The following is a 15,914-nucleotide window of genomic DNA, read 5'->3' as shown; positions in this document are numbered from 1 at the left end:
CGCAAGACCTGTGACCGGATTGTGCTGTGTGGATCGTGATTAATCCATGCCGCTACCAAGTTTTGCACAAGGTTCCCAGGAATGGAAAGGGCCGCACTGCGCGGCCCTTTCAGATAAGTATCACTTGATACGCTGGCCATTCGCCAAAATCTGGCCGTCTTCGGTGAATTCGATGGTCGAGTTCAGGGTGTCAGGCTCATCGCCGGGGACCGCCATCAGACCCATCATCATCCGCGCGCCCAGTGCATCGTCGTCCGAAATGAGGCCCATGCCGATCAGTGTATCGATCAGCTGATTGGCGCCAACAAGTTGCAGGTTTGCCACGCCGCTTGGGCTGGGCATTCCCCCAAACTCTTCTGTGTTCGAATTGTCGAAGGCAAAATCGCCATCGCCGGTCAGTTTGGCGCCAACCAACGAAACCAGAAGCTGGCTGATTTTCAGCGAATGCAGCTCACCCGGAGCTTCGTCCGACTCGACGTCGATTTCTGGATCGAAGATGTTCATTAGAACTTTTGCCGTGCCGGTCGTGTCCAGCGCAATTGTCGCCGGATCGCGGGGCAGCGCGCCTGCCGGGTCAAAAATGCCCCACAGGACATCAGACATGGTGAAATCGGTCATGTTGAAGCCAAAGGCGAAGGGCTGTATTTCGTCCGATTGCTGGATCGGGAATTCGAAATTCAACCCTGCACTGGCCATGGAAAGCTCGATCGGGAATGGCAGGTCTGCCGTTGTAACCGCCAGTTTGGTGCTGTTCTGCGCGATGTCATAGGCGATACGCTCGGCGTCGATGCTGGCGGCAAAGCGCCCACCTTCCGAGGTGCTGTTCATCGAGAACGCCTGGCCTTCGCTGGTCCCGCTCAGATCGGTGCTGCCGGATGCATAGGTAAACGTGCCATCAAAGGCGAAACCCGCTTGGTAAAACGCCTGCGGATCAGACATGTCAAAATCCAGCGGGATCACGTTTTCGCCTTCAAAGGCCAGTTGGCCCAGTTGGCCATTGATCAGCCCGCTTTCACCGTTTTCCGGATCCTGAAAGTTCAGGTCATAGGTCAGTGTATCGCTGTTGAATGTCTGGGTGATGTTTCGGTGTTCGCCGATTTGCATCCGCGAACGACCGGCCAGATCACCTGCCTCGACCGCGATGCTGAAAACCTCGTTCGGCAGCGGTTCGCCATCGACTTCAATCGAATCCAGTGAAATGCCCAGTTTGTCAGCAGAGTAGTCATAGGTCATGTCTTCGGGTGTACCCGAAACAACCATGTTCAGTTGGCTGTGCGAATAAATCACTTTGGCTGCAAACTCTTCATCATCGGCTTTTCCCGTGACATCCATGGGAAAGCTTTCGGGCAGTCCGATGGAAACCGTTCCGTCACCATTTTCGGTCAGCGTCATTTCAGGCATGACCATCTGGAACTGCCCGTCTTCTTCCGGAAAGGTCAAAGAAAGTGTCATGTTCGAAATAGTGGTGACGTCACCGGCGATGTTTTCGTCACCTGTAACGGTGTAGCCCATTGAAGTGAAATAGCTTTGCCAGTCGGACCAGACATCATTTGCAGTAAGGTCGGCGAACGCGCCCTGGGTCGCAACGGCGTAAGCCAGGACAGCACCGCAGCTGCGGTGGAAGAAAACGGACATAAGGTAACCCTTCTTGATCAATTTGCGGCGCATGGTCGGGGTTGCGGCACCTATCGTCAAGGGGGCAAGGGCTGGACCATTTCCCCGTTTCCGCGTTACGGCTGTTGCCGGGATCGATAACAATGCGTGAGGAGAGGCGAATGCAGGGGAAAACAGTTCTGATAACCGGGGCCAGCCGTGGCATAGGGGCCGAAGCGGGGCGCGTTTTTGCCGCAGCCGGGGCCAATGTCGCATTAGTGGCCCGCAGCCGAAATCAGATTGACGCCTTGGTCGCTGAACTGGGTGATCAGGCTATCGCGCTGGCCTGCGATGTCAGCGATTTCGCGCAGGTCGAGCAAGCTGTGGCCACATGTGTGGATCGGTTCGGTGGGCTGGATGTTCTGATTGGCAATGCCGGTGTGATTGATCCGATCTTTCATCTTACCAACGCCGATCCTGAGGCCTGGAGCAAAGCCATCGACATCAACCTCAAAGGTGTTTTCTACGGGATGCGTGCGGCATTGCCGGTGATGCGGGCCGCCGGGGGCGGAAGCATTCTGACCGTCTCGTCCGGCGCGGCGTCCAACCCGGTTGAGGCGTGGAGCCATTATTGCGCGTCAAAGGCCGGGGCAAAAATGCTGACGGAATGCCTGCATCTGGAAGAAGCCCAACACGGCATTCGCGCCATGGGGCTGTCGCCGGGGACGGTTGCCACGGATATGCAGCGGTCCATCAAGGCAAGCGGTATCAATCCGGTCAGTCAACTGGATTGGGACGCGCATATTCCCGCAGACTGGCCAGCACGTGCCTTGTTGTGGATGTGTTCCAAGGACGCGGATGAGTATTTGGGAACGGAAATCTCGCTGCGTCTGGAAGACATCCGAAAAAGGGTCGGGTTGATATGATCGACCTGAGGAAAGAGGATGGCCTGTGGGTCGTTACGATCAACAATCCAGAAAAGGCAAACGCCCTGACCAGAGCGATGCTGAATGAACTGGTCGGGATTGCCGAGGCCGCAACCAGTGCGCGGGCGCTGATCCTGACGGGCGCGGGCAAAGTGTTCAGCGCGGGGGCCGATCTGGACGAGGCGCGCGCCGGTCTGGCCACCTCTGACGTCTGGGAAAGACTGTCCGGTGCCATCGCCGCATTGCCCTGTCTGACCATTGCCGCGTTGAACGGAACTTTGGCTGGCGGGGCCAATGGCATGGCTTTGGCCTGTGACCTTCGCATTGCGGTGCCAACAGCCAAGTTCTTCTATCCGGTGATGAAGCTGGGGTTCCTGCCGCAACCGTCCGATCCGAAACGGCTGGCGGCTTTGGTGGGCCCGGCCAGAACCAAATTGATCCTGATGGCAGGTCAGAAGATCACCGCGCAAGAGGCGTATGACTTTGGTCTGGTTGACCGGATCGTCGAGCCCGATCACCTGATGCAAACCGCGCGTGACTTTGTGACAGACAGCGTGAACGCTGACCCCGTTGTCGCCGCGGACATCGCAAGGATGTGTTCATGAGGATTTCGGCCGTTCGGTTGCGGGTCGCTGACCCGGAAAGACTGGCCGTATTCTATCGCGACGTTCTGGGTATGCGGGTTGACCGGCAGGGATCAGGTTACCGCGTCGGCTACAATTCGGAAGATGCGGACCTTCTGCTTTTGCCGGTTGGTGGCGGATACACCCATGACCGGGGCCAAAGATATTGGAAGATCGGAATTACCGTTCCTGATGTCGATCTTGCGGCAGCGCATCTGCGCGCGCTGGGTACTGCGGTAAGCACGCCGAGCCAGTTTTTGGATATCGGGTATATGTGCCATCTGGCTGATCCCGAAGGGTTTGTCATCGAATTGCTGCAACATGATTTCGAAGGTAACAAACCGGCGCAGGCGGCGGACCGGGACGCTCCGTTTGCGCAGGCCCGGATCGGTCAGATAACCCTTCGGACCGGTGATATCGCAGGTGAAGACGCGTTTTGGCGCGCGCAAGGTATGTCCTTGCTGTCGATGCAGGAGGTGGCCCCCCATGGCTTTGATCTGCATTTCTACGCCTTTACCGACGAAACCCCTCCAAACCCCGATTTGTGGGCCGTCGAGAATCGCGAATGGTTGTGGAAGCGACCGTATACGACATTGGAGTTCCAGCATCTTGCGGGTGCGCAGTTTGCGCCCGTACCGGATTACCAGGGAATAGAAGTCGAGGGGTTGGCCGCACCTTTGAAAGACGCCTTTGGCGATCCGGTCCTGCCTGGCTGATCACCTGTTGCGTCGCTTGCCCGGAACTTTCGACCGAAATCCGGGTGGGCGTTTACGCACCCAGATCAGGAATTTCTCAAGCCTGGGATGCGCGCGCAAGGCTGCGACCGTGTTGTAACTGCGCGCCAGTTCGGCCTCGGTCAGGGTGGCATGGACCTCTTTGTGGCAAATCTGGTGCAGAAGAACGGTGGGTCCGCCCTTGCCTCCTTTGAGTTTTGGGATCAGATGATGCAGGCTGCCACCCCCGCTGGGGATTGAGCGGTCGCAGAGCGGGCAGATCGGATCGGTGTTCGTCATAATGGTTTGAAACTTGCGCCGATGGATGGCGAAGGCAAGAGGGTGCGAATGGTGCAGGCAGTGGTGATCGGAGCAGGCCCCGCAGGGTTGATGGCGGCCGAGCAACTGGCTGAGGCCGGGCATTCGGTACTGGTTGCCGAAGCCAAGCCTTCGGTTGCGCGCAAACTTCTGATGGCAGGTAAATCGGGGCTGAACCTGACAAAGGACGAACCGCCTGAGACACTGATGCGGTCTTATGCCGGTGCGGCGGACTGGTTGCGCCCGATGATCACCGCCTTTGATGCGCAAGCCGTGCAGCACTGGGCGCGTGGAATGGGCCAGAGATTATTCACGGGCTCCACCGGGCGGGTTTTTCCCGAGACCATGAAGGCGTCGCCCTTGTTGCGCGCATGGCTTGCGCGACTGGACGCAGCCGGGGTTGAGATCAAAACCCGTTGGCGATGGAAAGGTTGGGAAGCTGATGTGCTGGTATTTGAGACCCCGGACGGGCCGCAAAACCTGATTGCTTCTGTAACCGTGCTGGCGCTGGGCGGGGCAAGCTGGGCCCGCCTTGGGTCGGATGGTCAGTGGGCGCAAATCTTGTCCGGCAGGGGCGTGGAACTGGCATGGTTCGAACCTGCGAATTCAGCCCTGTCTGTGGACTGGAGCCCTCATATGCAGCCACATTTCGGGGCGGCGCTGAAATCGGTTCGGTGGATGGCCGGTGACCTGGGTAGCCGCGGTGAGGCCGCAATCTCGGCAACCGGGCTGGAGGGAGGCGGGCTTTACACCCTCACCCCTGCTTTGCGCAAAGGGCAGCCACTTTATGTCGATCTGGCACCTGATCTGGACCTTCAATCCTTGCGGGCGAGATGGTCGTCCAGGAAGTCGAAAACCACGCTTTCGCAATGGATGAGAAAATCGTTGAACCTGTCACCGCAGAAGATTGCCGTGTTTCACGAGATGGCAAAACGCAGTCAGTTGCCGCTGCCCGGCGAAGTGGAGGCTCTCAAGAAACTGCCAATCCTGCACGCGGGGCTGCGACCGATGGATGAGGCCATTTCGACGGCAGGCGGCGTGAAACGATCCGCGCTGGATGACGGGTTGATGCTGAAAACCATTCCGGGTGTATTTTGCGCAGGTGAGATGCTGGATTGGGAAGCGCCAACCGGGGGCTATCTTTTGACGGCCTGTCTTGCCACGGGTCGCTGGGCCGGTCGGGCCGCTGCCGACAGGCTGGATCAGGTCAGATAACTCAGCGCGACCGCGCAAGCATCGCCAGACGAATCATTGCGCGCTCGACCAGTGCCATTGAAGGGGCTGTCTGTCCGGCGGATCGCAGGGAGAGGTCGATATCCGTCAGAACGGTCAGAGCAGTTTGCAGCTTGGGCGCCCCCCAGCCCTGTGCCTGACGCAGAATACGGTCACGGCGTTTCCCGTAAACTGGCGGACGCAACTTACCGATACCCTGCGCAGCACCACCCGGATCCGAGGCGCAAGCATAAAGTGTGCGGAAATGCCGGGTTGCCCCAATGCACAGGGTTACCCCGTTGGTGCCTTGCGCCTGCAACCGCCGGATCAGCGGCCCGATCTCACCGGTGCGGCCTTCGGCCACCACGTTCAGCACGTCGTCAAGCGCCGCCTCGGTCGAACGCGGGGCGCAGGCTTCGATGTCTTCCATGGTCAGCTCAGAGTTGTCACCACGCTTGTAAAGCGACAGTTTCTCAACGGTTTGGGTGAAGTCACCGGGGCTGAGACTGTTGGCCAGTTCGCTGATGGCAGACACGACATCGCGGGGAATGCTTTTCAGATGCGCTTCGGTCAGAACCCGCTCGACCTCTGCGCGCGATGGCGGGTCGTCATAAATGCCTATCGCATAGGCCGCAGGATGCCCCTCGAACGCTTTGCGGATTTTCGAGTTTGGTTTCAGCTGACCAGCCGTCACGATGATCTGAGCGTCGCCGGGGACCCAATCTTCAAGCGCGGCCAGAATCGCAGGCGCGGCTGTTTCAGTGGCGTCTTCCACAAACACCGCGCGCGGGCCAGGGAAAAACCCAACTGCCTTGACAGCGTCCAGCAGAGACGCCGGATCGCCGCGCAAATCACCGCCCGGCAGGCGGGTCAGGCGCATTTCCTCTTCCGCACCGGGACCAAGCAGTGCGGCCAGAACCTGTTGCCGCTTAAGCGCCACCCGCATGGCATCCGCACCATAGATCAGCAGCCCGGTCTTGTCCGCATCCGGCTTGGCGAAATACCCGTCAGCCTCGCGCGGGCTCAACTTCATTTGGACAAGCCCGGCGTAGAATACAGGCGGTTCACGATATGCCCGGACAGGATTACCATCAGGCGTTCTTTCGCATCGCGTTCGTCAGCCAGCGTCGACACGGTGGAACCCGAAGCAGAATAGCCCACAAAATCGGTTACGGTGCCGGACGCCGCGACTTGCCCGGTTTCGTTGGATTTCAACGCGTATTGCGCCCGTCCATCAATCGTGTACCGCGTTGTCTCGTTCGTCGTGGTTATGGCCGCGCCGCGGATTTCGGTCGAGACCTGAACATCCAGAGTGTAATCGCTGACAGAGCCCGCGCTGCGGCCCAGTTGCTGTTCAAGGTTCTGAACCAGAAGATAGCTTTCGACGGTATTTGGCGCAGACACCGCCACCCGGCCGAACAAGGCAGAACCCGACCCGCCCGGAGCATAAACCGGTTGAAAGCCGCAGGCAGCCAGTACCAGCGGCATCACAAGCAATGTTCTGCGATCAAACAACGACATTCACGATCCGGCCCGGAACAACGATAACTTTCTTCGGCGCGTTGCCATCCAGCGCCTTTTGGACAGCTTCGGTGCTGAGCGCGATATTTTCAACCTCGGCTTTGTCCATATCTTTCGGAACGCTGATTTCCGCGCGACGCTTGCCGTTGATCTGGATGGGCAGGGTGACGGTGTCATCAACCAGCATCGCCTCATCCGCGACGGGCCACGGGGCGACAGCCACTAGGCCCTCACCGCCCTGATGCGCCCAGATATCTTCCGCCAGATGTGGTGTCATCGGTGACATCAACTGGGCCAGAGTTTTGATCGCTTGTTTCTGAGCCGCCGCACCGGCCTTGGATTTTGCCAGTGTATTGGTGAAAGCATAAAGCTTGGCGATGGCGGCGTTGAAACCAAAGCTTTCGACACCCAATGTCACGTCGCGGATGGTTTTGTGCATCTCGCGCAACAAGTCCTCATCGCCTTCGCCCGCTACATCGGCGTCCATAGCGCCGATCCTGTCGCATAGGTTCCAAACGCGATTCAGATGCTTATAGGCGGCTTCGGCCCCTGCCGCCGTCCATTCCACGTCTCGCTCGGGTGGCGAATCGGACAGCACGAACCAGCGGGCCGTGTCGGCCCCAAAGGCTGAAATGATGCTGACTGGATCGACCACGTTTTTCTTGGATTTCGACATCTTGGCCGAAGGGATGATTTCGACCTCAGTACCATCGGCCAGTTTGCCGTCGGTCACATCCTCGGGCAGGTGATAGACCGGGCGGCCGTTGGCGTCGCGCGTCTGGTAGATCTCATGCGTCACCATGCCTTGTGTGAACAGCGCGTCGAACGGCTCGATGGCCTTTTGGGGCAAGTGACCGGTGAGGTTCATCGCCCGCGCGAAGAAGCGTGAATACAGCAGGTGCAGAATCGCGTGTTCAATGCCGCCGATATATTGGTCGACATTCATCCAGTATTCGGCCTCGGCCAGATCGGTGGGTGTTTCCGCACGCGGAGCGGTAAAGCGCGCGAAATACCACGACGAATCGACGAAGGTATCCATCGTGTCGGTCTCGCGCTTGGCCGGTGCGCCACAAGACGGGCAGGCGCAATCGCGCCAGGTCGGGTGTCGATCCAGCGGGTTGCCGGGTTTGTCGAATGTCACATCGTCGGGCAGGCGGACCGGCAGGTTTTCTTTCTTCTCGGGCACCACACCGCAGCTTTCGCAATGCACGACGGGAATCGGACACCCCCAATAGCGCTGACGGCTGAGGCCCCAGTCGCGCAGACGGTATTTGGTGACACCCTCGCCCCAACCCGCTTTTTCAGCAAAATCGACGGTGGCGTTGATCGCCTCGTCACCTGTCGCCTCGGTCAAACCTGCAAAATGGTTCACCCAGCGAACTTTCTCGGTTTTCGGCGGGACGAATGCAATTTTGTCGACCGGCGTGTCGTCATGCAGCGCAAAGAATGTGTCGACCACAGGCAGGCCGTACTTGCGGCAGAAGTCGAGGTCGCGCTGGTCATGCGCAGGGCAGGCAAAGATTGCGCCAGTGCCGTAATCCATCAGGATGAAATTGGCGATCCAGACCGGCAGTTCCCAGCTCGGGTCCAGCGGGTGCTTGACCTTGATGCCTGTGTCAAAACCCAGCTTTTCGCCAGTTTCGATGGCCTCTTCCGTGGTGCCACCTTTGCGACATTCGGCCACAAATTCAGCCACTTCGGGGTTTTCGGCCTCAAGCTGTTTTGCGATCGGGTGATCGGGCGAGATGCCAACGAAAGATGCGCCCAGAAGCGTGTCGGGGCGGGTTGTATAAACGGTGATCGGCTCTCCGCCATCAGTGCGTTCAAAGCCGAATTGCAGACCGCGCGACTTGCCGATCCAGTTCTCCTGCATCAGGCGCACCTTGGCGGGCCAGTTGTCCAAAGTCTCCAGCGCGTCCAGCAATTCTTCGGAATAGTCCGAGATCTTGAAGAACCACTGGGTCAGTTCGCGCCGCTCTACCAGTGCGCCCGAACGCCAGCCACGACCATTTTCAACCTGCTCGTTGGCCAGAACGGTCATATCGACCGGGTCCCAGTTCACCACAGCGTTTTTGCGATAGACCAGCCCGGCATCAAGCATATCGAGGAACAGCGCCTGTTGTTGGCCGTAATACTCGGGGTCGCAGGTCGCGAACTCTCGAGACCAGTCGATGGACAGGCCAAGTGGTTTCATCTGATCGCGCATGTCGGCGATGTTGCTGTAGGTCCAGTCCTTCGGATGACCCCCGATAGCCATCGCGGCATTTTCCGCAGGCATCCCGAATGCGTCCCAGCCCATCGGGTGCAGCACGTTGTGGCCCGTCGCCAGCTTGTGCCGCGCGATGACGTCACCCATCGTATAGTTGCGCACATGCCCCATATGGATTCGGCCAGACGGGTACGGAAACATCTCAAGCACATAGTATTTCGGCTTGTCCGCCTTGTGGTTGGCGGTGAAGATCCCGGCCTTGTCCCAGGCCTCTTGCCATTTTGCTTCGATTTCGGTGGCCGAGTAGCGCGACATTTTGCGGTCCTTCGTGAATGAAAACGCCGGGTAGGAACCCGGCGTGGTAATATTGTGATTTTCGGCGGGTTGCTAGAACTTGTTGTCCGCTATGCGTAGCTGTCGGGCGCGGGACAGAATCGCATCCTCGACTGCGCGGGATGTTGCAGCGCTTACCGGGGCCCCTCCGCTCGATTGCAGCGCAACCGACAAAGAGCGCGCGGCAAGCGCCGGATCGCTGATATGAACAGTAGCCCGGTAGGATCGGCCGCCGCCCGGAGGTGTGCCGTAACCCGTTACGATTACGCCAGTAAACGGATCAACCTCCTGCACAGGCAGGAAGCTCAGTACATCCAGTGAAGCCGCCCACAGATACCGGTTTACGTTTGTGGTCTGTTCGGCGGTGCTGCGGTCAAAGATATCCCAGATAGTTGCCCGATCGGGGTCATTCAGCTCTTGTTCGTCCGAATTGCCGCCAGCGATGTTGGGGGAGTATGTTGTCGAAGCGTTTCGATTCTGCCCACATGCCGAAAGAGCAGCGGTCAGCAGGATCATTCCCAAAATCGTCGGCAGGCGCATTGCAAACAGGTCCTGTTTCACTTGTTCTACAGTATTCAGGGGATACTCCTAGCCAAGGACCCCCGCTGCAACAAGCCCATTCTTCTGAAATGTAAGTGTATCAGCTGCATCGGGGCGAAAACTGACTGTGGCATCCTTGCACCAATTTGACCTCAATGACGCCGACGTCTTTATGCCAAGCTTGCGCAAAGGGGGCAAAAAGAGCGAAACGGTGTCCGTGCTGAGACATGTGCCGAGGCATATGTCGAGTAGATAACTCTTTTGAAACCGAGGGAAACAAGATGAAAAAAGTTCTCTTCGCATCGACGGCGCTGATTGCGACCGCAGGCGTTGCAGCAGCTGAAGTTAACTTCAGCGGTTATGGCCGCTTTGGTATTGGTTACGTTGAAGATCGTAGCGGTACCGTTGTAAACATCCAGACAACCGGTACCGCGACAGGCGTTGGTACTGCTGTTGTTCAAACTGACGACGCGATCCTGGTTTCGCGCTTCCGTCTGAACATCGACGGCATTGCAGAAACCGACGGTGGCGTTCGTTTCGAAGGCCGCGTTCGTCTGCAAGCTGACGAAAACAGCGGCAACGGCGAAGCAAACTCTGCCGGTCTGAACGGCGCACGCTTCTCGGTCATCTACGGTGGCCTGCGTGTTGACGCCGGTAACGTTGCAGGTGCCTTCGACAACCTGGCAAACTACTACGGCAACGAAGTAGGTCTGGAACTGTTCGCAGGTCAGTACTCGGGCGTTAACTACAGCTTCCTGGGTTACTCGTCGACCGGTTCGGGTTCGAACGCCGTGTTCTTCCAGTACTCGGTTGGTGACTTCTCGTTTGGCGCATCGTACGACCAAGCGACTGCAGCTGTGAACGGTGCACCTGTTGACGCTGACCGTTGGGACATCAGCGCAACCTACACCTTCAACAACATCACAGCTGCTTTGGCCTACGGCCAGACCGACGCTGGTGTTGCTGGTGTAAGCGATCCGAGCCTGACCGTTCTGACCCTGGGTGGTGAATGGGGTGACTTCGGCGGTACTCTGTTTGTTGCAGACGACGCAACTCAGGTTGCAGCAACTGACGGCACCGCATGGGGTCTGTCGGCAACCTACAACGTTGGCGCCGCAACAACCCTGATCTTCGCTTACGGCGACGGTAACGCGTCTGCTGATACTCAGCAGGTTGCTCTTGGCGCGATCTACGACCTGGGCGGCGGTGCATCGCTGCGCGGTGGTATCGGTGTCAACGACTGTGACAGCTGCACAGACTCGACCTTCGTTGCTGACTTCGGTGCTCAGTTCAACTTCTAAGCTGATCTGAACCGCAAGGTTTAAGGGCGGGTCTTCGGACTCGCCCTTTTCTTTTGTGTCGACTTGGTGTTTTTCTGCGCAAAACAGGATGAGGGTCCCATGTCGTTGCAAGACGTCACCGCACGTATCGCCAAAGCCGAAACAAAGTCGAACCGACCGGCGGGTTCCGTCAAACTGATTGCCGTGTCCAAAGTGCAGCCGAATGACAGGGTGCAGGCAGTTCTAGAGCAAGGGCACAGATGTTTTGGCGAGAATCGCGTGCAGGAGGCGGCAAGCAAGTGGCCCGCTTTCAAAGAACAGTTCGAGGGTATTGATCTGCACCTCATTGGCCCGTTGCAGACCAACAAGGCTCGTCACGCAATGGAACTGTGCAATGCGATCCATTCGGTAGATCGACCCAAACTGGCCAACACACTGGCGCGTTTGGCACAGGAAATGGGAAACTGCCCGAACCTGTTCATTCAGGTCAACACCGGTGAGGAAGACCAAAAGGCCGGTATCCTTCCTGCGGACGCGGACAGTTTCATTGCCGAGTGCAGGTCGTTGGATCTGCCCGTGCGTGGATTGATGTGCATTCCTCCGGTCGATGAAGAGCCTGCTTTGCACTTTGCGCTATTGGCCAAAATCGCTGCACGTAACGGGCTTGATGGATTGTCTATGGGGATGAGTCACGATTTCGAACAGGCCATCGCTTTGGGCGCAACCCACGTCCGTGTTGGCTCGGCCATCTTTGGCGAACGGGTTAAACCTCAGGAATGATCAGCCATGATCCGGGTGCAATGCGCTGTGATATCCAGTGCAGATGGTCCCGGCGAAAGGCAACGCAGCCTTCTGTAGGATAACCGGGTCTGCGCCATTGGTGCAGAAAAATCGCTGACCCTCTGCCCGGAACGGCGTTTGGCCAGTTCCAGTCGGTTAACAGAATCAGGTCATATAACGGGTCGGCGCGGCGCAGCTTTTCATGGCTGAATGCATAGGGTGCGCTGACCATGTGGTTGTATCTGCTTTCAGACACGTCGTCAGACCACAAGTCTCGTGGGCCAATGGCACGGGCCCATTTGCTGGGGGCGGCCATTCGGTCGGCCCGGTATAGCATGCCGACGATTCGATGATATCCGGTGGGGGTCGCGCCATCGCCTTCGCGTTTTGCGTTGCTCAACCCGCCTTTGCCCACGGAACAGGGAAACACCCTGCCAAGAAACCGGATGCCTCGTGGGGTTAGAACAAGATCGTTTGGGGTCAAAGCAGATGCCCTGACTTCTTGGCCTTGGTCGCCAGGTATCCCCGGTTGTGAGAGGTTTCGCCAACCTTCAGAGGGACACGCTCGGTTACTGCGATACCTGTCCGTTCCATCATGGCGATTTTGGCCGGGTTGTTGGTCAGCAAGCGGACAGAGTTGAAACCCAGCGACTTCAATATGTCCGACCCAAGCCGAAAATCACGCTCATCATCCTCAAAACCCAGCCTGTGGTTCGCCTCAACGGTGTCAAAACCCTGATCCTGAAGGAAATAAGCGCGCATCTTGTTCGCCAGACCGATACCGCGCCCTTCCTGATTCAGGTACAGAAGAACGCCTGCGCCTTCCGCCCCCATCTGTTCCAAGGCACCGCGGAGTTGCGGGCCGCAGTCACATTTCAGGCTTCCCATCAGATCGCCGGTGAAACAGGCAGAATGCAATCGGGCTAGCACAGGCTTGTCGCGGTCCGGGCGCCCGATCTCGACGGCGTAGTGCTCTTCACCACCGTCTTCAGGGCGGAATACGTGTAACCGACCGGCTTCGGACACCTCCATCGGAAGGCGGGCCGCGACGACTTCGTGCAAAGTACTGCGATCCGCAAGATGAGGCGTGGCGCGCGTGTGATCAATGCAGGTCAAACCGTGCGAAGCGGCAAATGCCCTGCCGTCCTCGACAGGTACCACGACCACAGCGGGAAGGATGCGCGCGGATTTGGCCAATGCAATTGCGATACGGTGCAGATTGGCATTGCCGTGCCGCTCGGTCATCAACGGGCCCTTCATGGGCGCGTTCAGATCGTCGGAAGGATCAGCAACCGCCTGTACCCATGCGATATCTGCATCCGCCGGGATCGAAACCCGCGCCAGATCCCCGTCGTACGCCCGCGCTTTCAGGGTTTCAGCACGTCGCCCAGTTATGGCCACCACCGGATTCCCTAGTTTTTTCAGGTCGGCCAGACGCTGTGGGCTGAGCGTTTCTGCAGAAACCGCAAGCACGCTGAAGCCACTGTCATCGGTCAGCGCAACGGGAACGCCCATGCGCAGATCAGCCCGAGCCCGGGCGAGAAGTTCCGTGATATCGGGGATGAGACTCATCAATGTTACCCTATAACGCTCAATCTTTCTCCTAGCCCTTTCGAAAGGAAATGTGAAACATTTCCGCGAACTCTGACACGAAGGCGTGAAACGGTTGCAGCAAATCTTGTTGATTGCATATTCCACGCGCAAGTGATGGAAAAGCGTTTGGAGGACCGGGAAATGGCTCAACTCAAGAAAATCCTGCTGGTGGACGATGACGAGGACCTGCGCGAGGCGCTCAGCGAGCAACTTGTCATGACCGAAGACTTTGACGTGTTCGAGGCGTCAGACGGTCACTCTGCCATGGAGCGCGCGCGCGAAGCGATCTATGACCTGGTCATTCTTGATGTGGGTCTGCCGGATACCGACGGGCGCGAACTGTGCCGCCTCATGCGCAAACAGGGTGTCAAAAGCCCGATCCTGATGCTGACCGGTCATGACAGCGATGCCGATACGATCCTGGGCCTGGATGCCGGCGCGAATGACTATGTTTCGAAACCATTCAAGTTCCCGGTGCTTCTGGCACGTATCCGTGCGCAGCTTCGCCAGCACGAACAATCCGAGGACGCTGTATTTGTACTTGGCCCCTATACGTTCAAACCGGCGATGAAGATGCTGATCACGGAAGAGGACAGAAAAATCCGCCTGACCGAGAAGGAAACCAACATCCTCAAATTCCTGTACCGCTCGACCGACGGCGTGGTGGCGCGGGATGTGCTGCTTCACGAAGTTTGGGGATATAATGCTGGTGTTACAACGCATACGCTGGAAACCCACATCTACCGCCTGCGTCAGAAGATTGAGCCCGATCCGTCAAATGCGCGCCTTTTGGTCACAGAATCCGGTGGATATAGGCTAGTGTCTTAACTGGGTGTGGATTGACTTGGATCAAAGTGATACCCTGTACTCATAATTAGGTTACTCCCAACCCGCGCATGTCCGGGTTATGACATGCACCTCCCTGTTGGACTGCCGGGCCGAATGGCCCGGCTTTTTTTGTCAGGGGTGGCGAGTTGAAGTCCGCTTTGAGCTGCCGATTCAACCGATCGACGCAACACATTCTTCGAACTTCTCTGCGGGTGAGAAGTAATTCAAGGTCTTTCTGGGCCGCTCGTTGAGTTCACGGGCGACGGCATCAAGATGCTCTTGGGTGTGCACGGAAAGGTCGGTGCCTTTCGGGAAGTACTGTCGAAGAAGACGGTTGGTGTTCTCGTTGGTGCCGCGTTGCCACGGGCTGTGCGGATCGCAAAAGTAGATGTCGAGCTCGGTGGCCAACGATAGGCTCTTGTGATCGGCCAGCTCTTTGCCACGGTCCCAGGTCAGCGAGAGCCGAAGCTCTCTCGGCAGATGCTGGACCTGTTTGGCGAGGGCCGACACGACGGTCTGTGTTTCTTTGCCACTCACCTTGGCGAGCATGACGTAGCGGGTCCGGCGCTCGACCAGCGTGGCAATGAAGCTGTTCTTCGAGCCCGCGATGAGATCGCCTTCCCAGTGGCCGGGGATAGCGCGGTCCTCGATGGCGGCAGGGCGTTCCCGGATGGAAATCGCATCCTTGATTTGACCGAGGCCGTCCCGCTTCAGGCTGGCGTGCCGAGAGCGGCGGATGGCGCGGGTCGCCCGGAGGTGCGTCAGAAGCTCTTTCTTCAGAACGCCCCGCGCCTGGATAAACAGGCTTCGATAGATCGTTTCGTGCGACACCCGCGCGTCCTCATCATCGGGATGCTCGCGCTTCAGCCACCCCGCGATCTGCTGGGGGGACCACTTGCACACAAGCTTCTTTGCTATTGTCTGACAGAGCCACGGCCTGTTCGCCAGCTTGCAAGGCCTTGAGCGACGCGCCCGATCCCAGGCCGCTTGGTCAGCACTGGCGGCTCGGTAGATATGCCGGCCGCCGTTGCGCCGTACCTCTCGGCTGATTGTAGACGGCGCCCGGTGAAGCTGCCTCGCAATGCACCGCAGGGATAGCCCGGCGCTCAGACTGCGCGACACCTCCTCCCGCTCCGCAAGGGTCTTCGCCAGTCGTGACCTTCGCCGCTCCGGCGGACGAATACCGCCCGTTCTCGCAAGCAGTGGATAGATCGACGATGAGCCGCGATCGAACAGCCGTCCGATCGAGCGCATCGACTCTCCACGCTGCCAGCGATCCCAAATCTCAGCCTTCTGCTGCTCCGTGAAATAAATCCGACGACGGTATCCCATCCCAACACTCCATCTTTGCTCTCAAAGTGAAGTGTTGCGTCGACCCATTGAACCCGCCGCCCAAAGCGGACACTCGCTCAATCTTGATTGGGTGTCGATTATTATCCCACAAC

16 protein-coding genes are annotated in these 15,914 nt (G+C 58.2%); 7 read left to right on the top strand and 9 right to left on the bottom strand.

The genetic code is table 11. From position 1 onward, the window contains the following. Nucleotides 1-120: 120 nt before the first annotated feature. Nucleotides 121-1,668: a DUF2125 domain-containing protein gene (locus ACR0LL_RS16580; protein WP_480588324.1), complete on the bottom strand. Its 1,548-nt coding sequence runs from the start codon at nucleotides 1,666-1,668 to the stop codon at nucleotides 121-123. Nucleotides 1,669-1,775: 107 nt separating this feature from the next. On the opposite strand from ACR0LL_RS16580, the gene ACR0LL_RS16575 reads away from it, so the two are divergent. From ACR0LL_RS16575 to ACR0LL_RS16565, 3 genes are read left to right on the top strand one after another with little or no spacing between them, the layout of a single operon-like run. After that, a complete protein-coding gene (locus ACR0LL_RS16575) occupies nucleotides 1,776-2,519 on the top strand; it encodes an SDR family oxidoreductase (protein ID WP_480588322.1) in 744 nt (247 codons plus the stop codon). Beyond that, nucleotides 2,516-3,124, top strand: coding sequence for an enoyl-CoA hydratase/isomerase family protein (locus tag ACR0LL_RS16570; RefSeq protein WP_480588321.1), 609 nt, complete (start codon nucleotides 2,516-2,518; stop codon nucleotides 3,122-3,124). The genes ACR0LL_RS16575 and ACR0LL_RS16570 overlap by 4 nt, the downstream gene beginning before the upstream one ends. Then, on the top strand, nucleotides 3,121-3,858 hold the full coding sequence (locus tag ACR0LL_RS16565) for a VOC family protein (protein WP_480588319.1): 738 nt from the start codon (nucleotides 3,121-3,123) through the stop codon (nucleotides 3,856-3,858). The genes ACR0LL_RS16570 and ACR0LL_RS16565 overlap by 4 nt, the downstream gene beginning before the upstream one ends. Here ACR0LL_RS16565 and ACR0LL_RS16560 read toward each other — a convergent pair whose 3' ends face one another. After that, nucleotides 3,859-4,155 carry an HNH endonuclease gene (locus ACR0LL_RS16560; protein ID WP_480588317.1) on the bottom strand — a complete coding sequence of 99 codons (297 nt, stop codon included), beginning with the start codon at nucleotides 4,153-4,155 and terminating at the stop codon, nucleotides 3,859-3,861. 48 nt (nucleotides 4,156-4,203) lie between these two features. Between ACR0LL_RS16560 and ACR0LL_RS16555 the strand changes: the two genes are divergently transcribed. Then, on the top strand, nucleotides 4,204-5,388 hold the full coding sequence (locus ACR0LL_RS16555; protein ID WP_480588316.1) for a TIGR03862 family flavoprotein: 1,185 nt from the start codon (nucleotides 4,204-4,206) through the stop codon (nucleotides 5,386-5,388). Between the two features lies 1 nt (nucleotide 5,389). Here ACR0LL_RS16555 and holA read toward each other — a convergent pair whose 3' ends face one another. The 4 genes from holA to ACR0LL_RS16535 all read right to left on the bottom strand — a co-directional run bounded on the left by holA (nucleotide 5,390) and on the right by ACR0LL_RS16535 (nucleotide 9,988). Next, nucleotides 5,390-6,418 carry a DNA polymerase III subunit delta gene (holA, locus tag ACR0LL_RS16550; protein ID WP_480588315.1) on the bottom strand — a complete coding sequence of 343 codons (1,029 nt, stop codon included), beginning with the start codon at nucleotides 6,416-6,418 and terminating at the stop codon, nucleotides 5,390-5,392. Next, nucleotides 6,415-6,906, bottom strand: a complete 492-nt coding sequence (lptE, locus tag ACR0LL_RS16545) for an LPS assembly lipoprotein LptE (protein WP_480588313.1) — start codon at nucleotides 6,904-6,906, stop codon at nucleotides 6,415-6,417. The genes holA and lptE overlap by 4 nt, the downstream gene beginning before the upstream one ends. Beyond that, a complete protein-coding gene (leuS, locus tag ACR0LL_RS16540; RefSeq protein WP_480588312.1) occupies nucleotides 6,893-9,430 on the bottom strand; it encodes a leucine--tRNA ligase in 2,538 nt (845 codons plus the stop codon). Before leuS ends, lptE begins: the two co-directional genes overlap by 14 nt. Before the next feature lie 72 nt (nucleotides 9,431-9,502). Then, on the bottom strand, nucleotides 9,503-9,988 hold the full coding sequence (locus ACR0LL_RS16535) for a DUF3576 domain-containing protein (RefSeq protein ID WP_480484184.1): 486 nt from the start codon (nucleotides 9,986-9,988) through the stop codon (nucleotides 9,503-9,505). Nucleotides 9,989-10,269: 281 nt separating this feature from the next. Between ACR0LL_RS16535 and ACR0LL_RS16530 the strand changes: the two genes are divergently transcribed. Further along, complete coding sequence (locus ACR0LL_RS16530; RefSeq protein ID WP_480588310.1) at nucleotides 10,270-11,289, top strand: porin; 1,020 nt, start codon at nucleotides 10,270-10,272, stop codon at nucleotides 11,287-11,289. A gap of 99 nt (nucleotides 11,290-11,388) precedes the next feature. Beyond that, entirely contained in the window at nucleotides 11,389-12,048 is a 660-nt protein-coding gene (locus tag ACR0LL_RS16525; protein WP_480588308.1) for a YggS family pyridoxal phosphate-dependent enzyme, read from the top strand. Here ACR0LL_RS16525 and ACR0LL_RS16520 read toward each other — a convergent pair. Both ACR0LL_RS16520 and ribA read right to left on the bottom strand, forming a co-directional pair. Continuing rightward, nucleotides 12,032-12,532, bottom strand: a complete 501-nt coding sequence (locus tag ACR0LL_RS16520) for a L,D-transpeptidase family protein (protein WP_480484110.1) — start codon at nucleotides 12,530-12,532, stop codon at nucleotides 12,032-12,034. The genes ACR0LL_RS16525 and ACR0LL_RS16520 overlap by 17 nt on opposite strands. Continuing rightward, nucleotides 12,529-13,620 carry a GTP cyclohydrolase II gene (ribA, locus tag ACR0LL_RS16515; RefSeq protein ID WP_267364329.1) on the bottom strand — a complete coding sequence of 364 codons (1,092 nt, stop codon included), beginning with the start codon at nucleotides 13,618-13,620 and terminating at the stop codon, nucleotides 12,529-12,531. Before ribA ends, ACR0LL_RS16520 begins: the two co-directional genes overlap by 4 nt. Nucleotides 13,621-13,782: 162 nt before the next feature. On the opposite strand from ribA, the gene ACR0LL_RS16510 reads away from it, so the two are divergent. After that, a complete protein-coding gene (locus ACR0LL_RS16510; protein WP_171724917.1) occupies nucleotides 13,783-14,469 on the top strand; it encodes a response regulator transcription factor in 687 nt (228 codons plus the stop codon). A 171-nt stretch (nucleotides 14,470-14,640) separates the two neighbouring features. Here the strand turns inward: ACR0LL_RS16510 and ACR0LL_RS16505 are convergent, their stop codons facing one another. Beyond that, entirely contained in the window at nucleotides 14,641-15,801 is a 1,161-nt protein-coding gene (locus tag ACR0LL_RS16505) for an IS30 family transposase (RefSeq protein ID WP_480588307.1), read from the bottom strand. Nucleotides 15,802-15,914 lie beyond the last annotated feature (113 nt).

The organism is Ruegeria sp. AI2 (genome assembly GCF_056541275.1).
Note: the sequence above shows the minus strand (reverse complement) of the source record. Positions and strands in the feature narration are given on the sequence as shown.